General features: G+C 70.1%; 7 protein-coding genes and 1 pseudogene. 6 read left to right on the top strand and 2 right to left on the bottom strand.

Annotated features, from left to right (window positions below):
• Positions 1–17 precede the first annotated feature (17 nt).
• Positions 18–701, bottom strand: coding sequence for a glycerophosphodiester phosphodiesterase (locus ACF08W_RS30830; RefSeq protein ID WP_392281283.1), 684 nt, complete (start codon positions 699–701; stop codon positions 18–20).
• A gap of 277 nt (positions 702–978) precedes the next feature.
• Between ACF08W_RS30830 and ACF08W_RS30835 the strand changes: the two genes are divergently transcribed.
• From ACF08W_RS30835 to ACF08W_RS30845, 3 genes are read left to right on the top strand one after another with little or no spacing between them, the layout of a single operon-like run.
• A complete protein-coding gene (locus ACF08W_RS30835) occupies positions 979–2376 on the top strand; it encodes a DUF6421 family protein (RefSeq protein WP_392281284.1) in 1398 nt (465 codons plus the stop codon).
• 26 nt (positions 2377–2402) lie between these two features.
• Positions 2403–3164, top strand: a complete 762-nt coding sequence (locus ACF08W_RS30840) for an SDR family NAD(P)-dependent oxidoreductase (protein ID WP_352274537.1) — start codon at positions 2403–2405, stop codon at positions 3162–3164.
• Entirely contained in the window at positions 3143–4225 is a 1083-nt protein-coding gene (locus tag ACF08W_RS30845) for a threonine aldolase family protein (RefSeq protein WP_392281285.1), read from the top strand. The genes ACF08W_RS30840 and ACF08W_RS30845 overlap by 22 nt, the downstream gene beginning before the upstream one ends.
• A gap of 75 nt (positions 4226–4300) precedes the next feature.
• Here ACF08W_RS30845 and ACF08W_RS30850 read toward each other — a convergent pair whose 3' ends face one another.
• On the bottom strand, positions 4301–5023 hold the full coding sequence (locus tag ACF08W_RS30850) for a lysophospholipid acyltransferase family protein (protein WP_352274539.1): 723 nt from the start codon (positions 5021–5023) through the stop codon (positions 4301–4303).
• A gap of 194 nt (positions 5024–5217) precedes the next feature.
• Here ACF08W_RS30850 and ACF08W_RS30855 point away from each other — a divergent pair, with 194 nt between their 5' ends.
• The 3 genes and pseudogenes from ACF08W_RS30855 to ACF08W_RS30865 all read left to right on the top strand — a co-directional run.
• On the top strand, positions 5218–5568 hold the full coding sequence (locus ACF08W_RS30855; RefSeq protein ID WP_392281286.1) for a TlpA family protein disulfide reductase: 351 nt from the start codon (positions 5218–5220) through the stop codon (positions 5566–5568).
• 196 nt (positions 5569–5764) lie between these two features.
• Positions 5765–6271, top strand: a complete 507-nt coding sequence (locus ACF08W_RS30860) for a flavin reductase family protein (protein WP_352274541.1) — start codon at positions 5765–5767, stop codon at positions 6269–6271.
• A 204-nt stretch (positions 6272–6475) separates the two neighbouring features.
• A pseudogene (locus ACF08W_RS30865) lies at positions 6476–6556 on the top strand (electron transfer flavoprotein subunit beta); the annotation flags it as partial.

Genomic DNA, 6556 nt, shown 5'->3' on the forward strand with positions numbered 1-6556 from the left:
GCGGCGGGCCGGGGCGGTCAGGCGGTGAAGCGGCCGGCGCGGCGGATCTCCGGGTGGTCGGTCGTCACCCCGTCCAGCCGCAGCGCCCGGGCCAGCCGTAGATGGTCCTGGGTGTTCACCACCCAGCCGATGATCCTCAGCCCCTCCGCGTGGGCCCGCTCCGTCACCTCCAGGGTGAGGCGGCGGATGTTCAGCGCCAGCGTCGCCGCCCCCACCGCCTTCGCCCGGTCGACCACGTCGCCCTGCCAGCGGCTCGCGATGAGCACGGTCCGCACCCCCGGCACCAGGCGGGCGATCTCGGCCACCGCCGCGTCGTGGAACGACGACACCTCCACCCGGTCGGCGAGGCCGCGGCGCAGGATCACCTCGGCCAGCGCGCGGGCCGCCGCCGCGTCCTTGATCTCGGCCTGCACGGGGGACCGCACGGCGTCGAGCACCTCCTCGAAGACCGGCACCCGCTCACCCTGTCCGGCGTCGAGTTCGCGCAGCTCGGCCAGGGTCTTCTCGCTGATCGGCCCCGTACCGTCGGTCGTCCGGTCCACCTCGGCATCGTGCATGACGGCCAAGGCGCCGTCCTTGCTCAGATGGAGATCCAGCTCGATCGCGTCCATCCCGGCGCGCTCGGCCCGGACGAACGAGCGCAAGGTGTTCTCCGGCTCGACACCCATCACCCCGCGATGTCCGATGGTGAGAAAAGACATGGCAAACCCGCTTCCGTCGAGACGTCTTCCCGGTGCGGTCTCCTACCCACCGGACGCTCCGGCATGACGTCGGCGAGGCAGTCGGAGCAAGCTCCCGCTCCTGTGCCACCACGGTCCCGGGGAATCCCGGGGAAGTCGCCACGAGTCCCGCTTCGGACAGGAAAAATCGCGGTGACCATGGGGGGTCCGCAGGATAATTTACTGAGTCCCACTTGTCTCGAAGAACCCCACATGGATACGGTTGCTTAACGCGAGGTTCTCCTGTGGAGGAAGTGACATGACGGAAATTCTTGTGCAAGGCGCCGCCGGAGGCGGCATAGCTACGGATCAGCGGGTGGTCGACCACTCCGCCTGGCCCCTGCTCAAGAATGCCGTGGAGGAGATCCGGCCCTGGCAGTCGAAGGACGGCTCCATCGACTTCGAGGCCGAGGGGGCGCCGTCCCCCGAGGCCGCGCGCTCCGCCGTCGACCGGGTGATCGCCGCGGTCGAGGAGCTCTCCCCGCTGCTGCCGCACGACGCCGCCTACCACCGCGCCCTGGTCACCGACCTGCGCCGCTGGGTCACCGACGGCTTCGGCGTGCCGGACTTCCTCGACTCGCTGCTCGCCTTCCAGCCGGCCAAGGACCGCGCCGACGGACTCCAGCACCTGGTCGTCTTCGCGATGTACACGCAGAACGGCAACCCGGACCGCAACCTCGAAGCGGTCGTCCTGCGGATGGTCTGGCCCGAGTGGCTGGCCGAGCTGGAGGCGACCCGCTACGACAACCCGCTGTTCTGCGGCATCACCTTCGAGGACTTCACCTCGGGGTACGACACCAACTCCGCCGTGCTCTTCCCGGAGACCATCGCCGTGCGCGAGGCCCCCGAGCGGTTCAGCTGGGGCGGCATCTTCTGCGACCGCGAGGCGGCCCGCTTCCGCCGGGTCACCGAGGCGTCCGTCGAGCTGCTCGGCCTCGAACTGCCCGAGGACATCCAGGAGATGGTCGGCGACCAGCAGCGCTGCGAGCAGGCGTTCGTGCTCTGGGACATGGTCCACGACCGGACGCACAGCCATGGCGACCTCCCGTTCGACCCCTTCATGATCAAGCAGCGCCAGCCGTTCTGGATGTACGGTCTGGAGGAGCTGCGCTGCGACCTCACCGCCTTCAAGGAGGCCGTGAAGCTGGAGGCCGACGGCTTCCCCCAGGGCCGTGACGTCCAGTACGCCGTGCTCTTCGACCGGATGTTCCGCTTCCCCGTCACCGGCGAGCGCGTCCGCAACTACGACGGCCTCGGCGGCCAGCTGCTCTTCGCGTACCTCCACAAGCACGACGTCGTCCGGTGGACCGACAACACGCTGAAGATCGACTGGGACCGCGCCCCGCAGATCACCAACCAGCTCTGCGGCGAGATCGAGAAGCTCTACCGCGACGGCATCGACCGCCCCAAGCTGGTCCACTGGTTCGCCGCCTACGAGCTGGTCTCGTCCTACCTCGCCCCGCACCCCGGATCCCGCTGGGCCAAGGGTCCGGACGCGCTGGACCTGTCGCAGCCGCCGCGCAAGCTCGTCGACGACGTGCTTCCGGACGAGTTTCCCCTGAGCATGTTCTATGAGGCGCTCTCCAAGAAGCTGAAGAACGTGATCGCCTCGACCAAGGGGATCACCGCCGCGGATGCCGAGCGGGCAGCCGCGTGAGCGCCGGGTCTGAGGAGGCGGTGGCCATGAACGGAAACGGCAAGGGCAGCGGGACTCTCGAAGGTGCCGTGATCGCGGTCGCCGGAGCCGCGGGACCGGCGGGCCGCGCCACGCTGCTGCGGCTGGCCGAGGCAGGTGCGACCGTCGTCGCGTCCGACGCCGACGCCGCGAGGCTGGCCGAGGCGGTCGACGCCGCGCGCTACGCCCACGGCGGCGCCACCGTCACCGGGGACACGGTCGATCTGCTGGACCTCGGCGCCACCCGGGAGTGGGCGGCCCGGACCGAGAAGGAGTTCGGCCGGATCGACGGTCTGGTCCACCTGGTCGGCGGCTGGCGCGGCAGCAAGAGCTTCGCCGAGACCGACCTCGCCGACTGGAACCTGCTGGAGAAACTGCTGATCCGCACGGTCCAGCACACCTCACTGGCCTTCCAGGAGGGCCTGCAGCGCAGCGACCGGGGCCGTTACGTGCTGATCAGCGCGGCCGGTGCCTCCAAGCCCACCGCGGGAAACGCGGCCTACTCCGCCTCGAAGGCCGCCGCCGAGGCGTGGACCCTCGCGCTCGCGGACGCCTTCCGCAAGGCGGGGGGCGAGGAGGGGCCGAGGACCGCGGCTGCCATTCTGGTCATCAAGGCACTGGTGCACGACGCGATGCGCGCCGAGCGCCCGAATGCGAAATTCGCGGGCTTCACCGACGTCGAGGAGCTGGCCGAGGCCATCGCCGGCGTCTGGGACCGGCCCGCCCCGGAAGTGAACGGAAAGCGCCTGTGGCTGACCCCACAACCGTAAGGACCGACGCGCGGCGCCACCACGACCCGCAGGTCCGCGGCTTCGCCAGTGACAACTACGCGGGCACCCACCCGGAGATCCTCGCCGCGCTCGCCCTCGCCAACGGCGGCCACCAGATCGCCTACGGCGAGGACGAGTACACCGGGCACCTCCAGCGCGTCATGCACAGCCACTTCGGCCCCACCGCCGAAGCCTTTCCGGTGTTCAACGGGACCGGCGCCAACGTCGTCGCCCTCCAGGCGATGACCGACCGCTGGGGTGCGGTGATCTGCGCCGAGTCCGCCCACATCCACGTGGACGAGGGCGGCGCCCCCGAGCGGGTGGGCGGCCTCAAGCTGCTCACCGTGCCCACCGCGGACGGGAAGCTCACCCCCGAGCTGATCGACCGGCAGGCGTACGGCTGGGACGACGAGCACCGCGCCATGCCGCAGGTCGTCTCGATCGCGCAGAACACCGAGCTCGGCACGGTCTACACGCCCGACGAGATCCGCGCCATCTGCGACCACGCCCACCGACTCGGCATGAAGGTCCACCTGGACGGGGCCCGGATAGCCAACGCCTCGGCGTCGCTGGACGTGCCGATGCGCACGTTCACCAACACCGTCGGGGTGGACGTGCTGTCCTTCGGCGGCACGAAGAACGGGGCGCTCTTCGGCGAGGCCGTGGTCGTCCTCGACCCGGACGCGGTCCGCGCGATGAAGCATCTGCGCAAGCTGTCGATGCAGCTCGCCTCCAAGATGCGCTTCGTCTCCGTGCAACTGGAGGCGCTGCTGGCCGGGGACCTCTGGCTGCGCAACGCCCGGCACGCCAACGAGATGGCCCAGCGGCTCGCCGAGGGCGTGCGCGCGGTGGGCGGCGTGGAGATCCTCCACCCCGTCCAGGCCAACGCGGTCTTCGCCCGGCTGCCGCACGCGGTGAGCGAACGGCTGCAGAAGCGCTTCCGCTTCTACTTCTGGGACGAGGCGGCCGGGGACGTGCGCTGGATGTGCGCCTTCGACACCACGGAGGACGACGTCGACGCCTTCGTCCTCGCCCTCAAGGAGGAGATGGCGAGGCAGTAGCCGCGCACGTACGGCCTGTGGCCCGTACTCCCCGGATCTCCGGGAGGTACGGGCCACAGTGACGTTTCGGCCGGGTCAGCTCCGCCCCTTCACCTCGGCCGGGGTCGGTGCCGTACCGCCGAGGTGCGCGGGCACCCACCAGGTGTCGCCCGCGTCCTTCGGCCGCACCGGATAGGCCCGCTGGGCCGCCTCCAGCAGCTCCTGGACCCGCTCCCGCAGCCGCCGGGTGATCGCACCCGCGTACTGGTCGGCGGGGGCCTCCACCGGCTCGCCGACCCGGATGGTCACCGGAACGTGCTGGCGCTTGAAATTGCGCGGCCGCCCCTTGGTCCACAGCCGCTGCGTGCCCCACAGCGCCACCGGGACCAGCGGCACACCGGCCTCCTGCGCGAGCCGTGCCGCGCCCGACTTGAAGCTCTTCAGCGTGAACGACTCCGAGATGGTCGCCTCGGGGAACACTCCGATGACCTCGCCGGAGCGCAGCGAGTCCAGCGCGTGCGCGTACGCGGCCTCGCCCTGCTTGCGGTCGACGGGGATGTGCTTCATCCCGCGCATCAGCGGTCCCGAGACCTTGTGCCGGAAGACCGATTCCTTCGCCATGAACCGGACGAGTCGCTTCTGGGGCAGGGCCGCGAGGCCGGTGAAGATGAAGTCGAGATAGCTGATGTGGTTGCTTACCAGTACCGCGCCGCCGGTCTTCGGGATGTGTTCGGAACCCTGGGTGTCGATCTTCAGGTCAAGCGCCTTGAAAAACGTGCGAGCGGCGCCGATGACCGGTCGATAGACGAGTTCTGCCATCTGGGGAAGACCCTTCTTCAGCGCCTGAGGAGGATTCTCCCGGCGGAAGTTACGCAGCCGTAGGTTTGCGGCATGGCGCCGATCGTGCCCCATGCGCGACGCGGTGGCCAGTCTCAAGGGGCTCGGGAGGCGAGATTCTCGTCACGTGCGGCCTCCGGGAATGCCCCGGTGGCCGGCGGTGCTGAGCCCTTGTGATGAACTCTGACGGGAGGCCGAGGGTGGACGGGCAGTCGCAAGTAGGACCGCTGGACGCGGCCCGGCTCGGCGCCGAACTGGGCGAGCGGGCCACGCTCGTACAGTTCTCCAGCGCGTTCTGCCAGCCCTGCCGGGCGACCCGCCGCACGCTCACCGAGGTGGCGCGCATGGTGGCGGGCGTCGCCCACGTCGAGATCGACGCCGAGGCCCACCTCGGACTCGTACGGGAGCTGGGGATCAGCCGGACGCCGACCGTGCTGGTCCTCGACGCCGACGGCCGGATCGTCCGCCGTGCCGTCGGCCAGCCGCGCACCGTCGACGTGGTCGCCGCGCTGGGACGGGTGATGTGACGGGCCGTGACGCATCTCCCACATCGCGGGACGCCCTTGACGGCACCGGCCACGAATCGTCAGTCTGACGCTATGCCGCCGGAACCCCTTCTCTACGGCCGGGCCCACGTCGATCTCGCCCGTAACGCGAGCGCGCGCTGTCCGGGTGCCTGAGCAACCACGGCCCCGTACGTCTCCACCGCAGAAGGACATCTCCATGACGGCTTCGCCCGAAATCGGCTCTCCGGTCCAGGCCTCCTCCGCACTCCTCCGCTCCGTCTTCCGCCAGCACGCCGCCGGGGTGGCCGTGATCACCGCGGCCGGCGACCGGCCGGTCGGCTTCACCGCCACGTCCCTGAACTCCGTCGCGGCCGACCCGCCGCTGATCTCCTTCGGCGCCGGAACCGGGTCCTCCAGCTGGCCGGTCCTGGCCGAGGCCGAGTACGTCGGCGTCCACATACTCGGTGAGCACCAGCGGGAGCTGGCCGCCACGTTCGCCCGCAGCGGTGCCGACCGGTTCGGCCCGTCCACCTTCTGGCGCAGCGGCCCCGAGGGGGTGCCGCTGCTCGACGGCGTACTGGCATGGCTGGTCTGCCGCGTGGTCGCCCGGGTTCCGGCGGGCGACCACCGGATCGTGATCGCCCAGGCCGTGGTCGGCGACCCGGCCGGGAGCGGCCGTCCGCTCCTGTACCACCAGGGTCGCTTCAACGCGCTGCGGGACTGATTCCTCCCCGACGGCACGAGTCCGTCGTACGTTGGGCATGTCACAGGTACGCGCGCTTGCCGATGTGCCGTCCGCTGGGTGTACTGACTAGTAATATTTCCGGTCGGGGCGTCGGTCGCCCCGACCGGAATCCGCCCCTTCAGGCGCCTATGCTGCGAGCAACAAGGCAGCCCCCGGAAAAGACGATGCAGTAGGAGAGCCGGCGTGAGCTTGAGGATCGTTGTCTGTGTGAAGTATGTGCCGGATGCGACGGGTGACCGGCGTTTCGCTGATGATCTGACGGTG

Source organism: Streptomyces sp. NPDC015144, assembly GCF_043079735.1.
Lineage (GTDB): Bacteria > Actinomycetota > Actinomycetes > Streptomycetales > Streptomycetaceae > Streptomyces.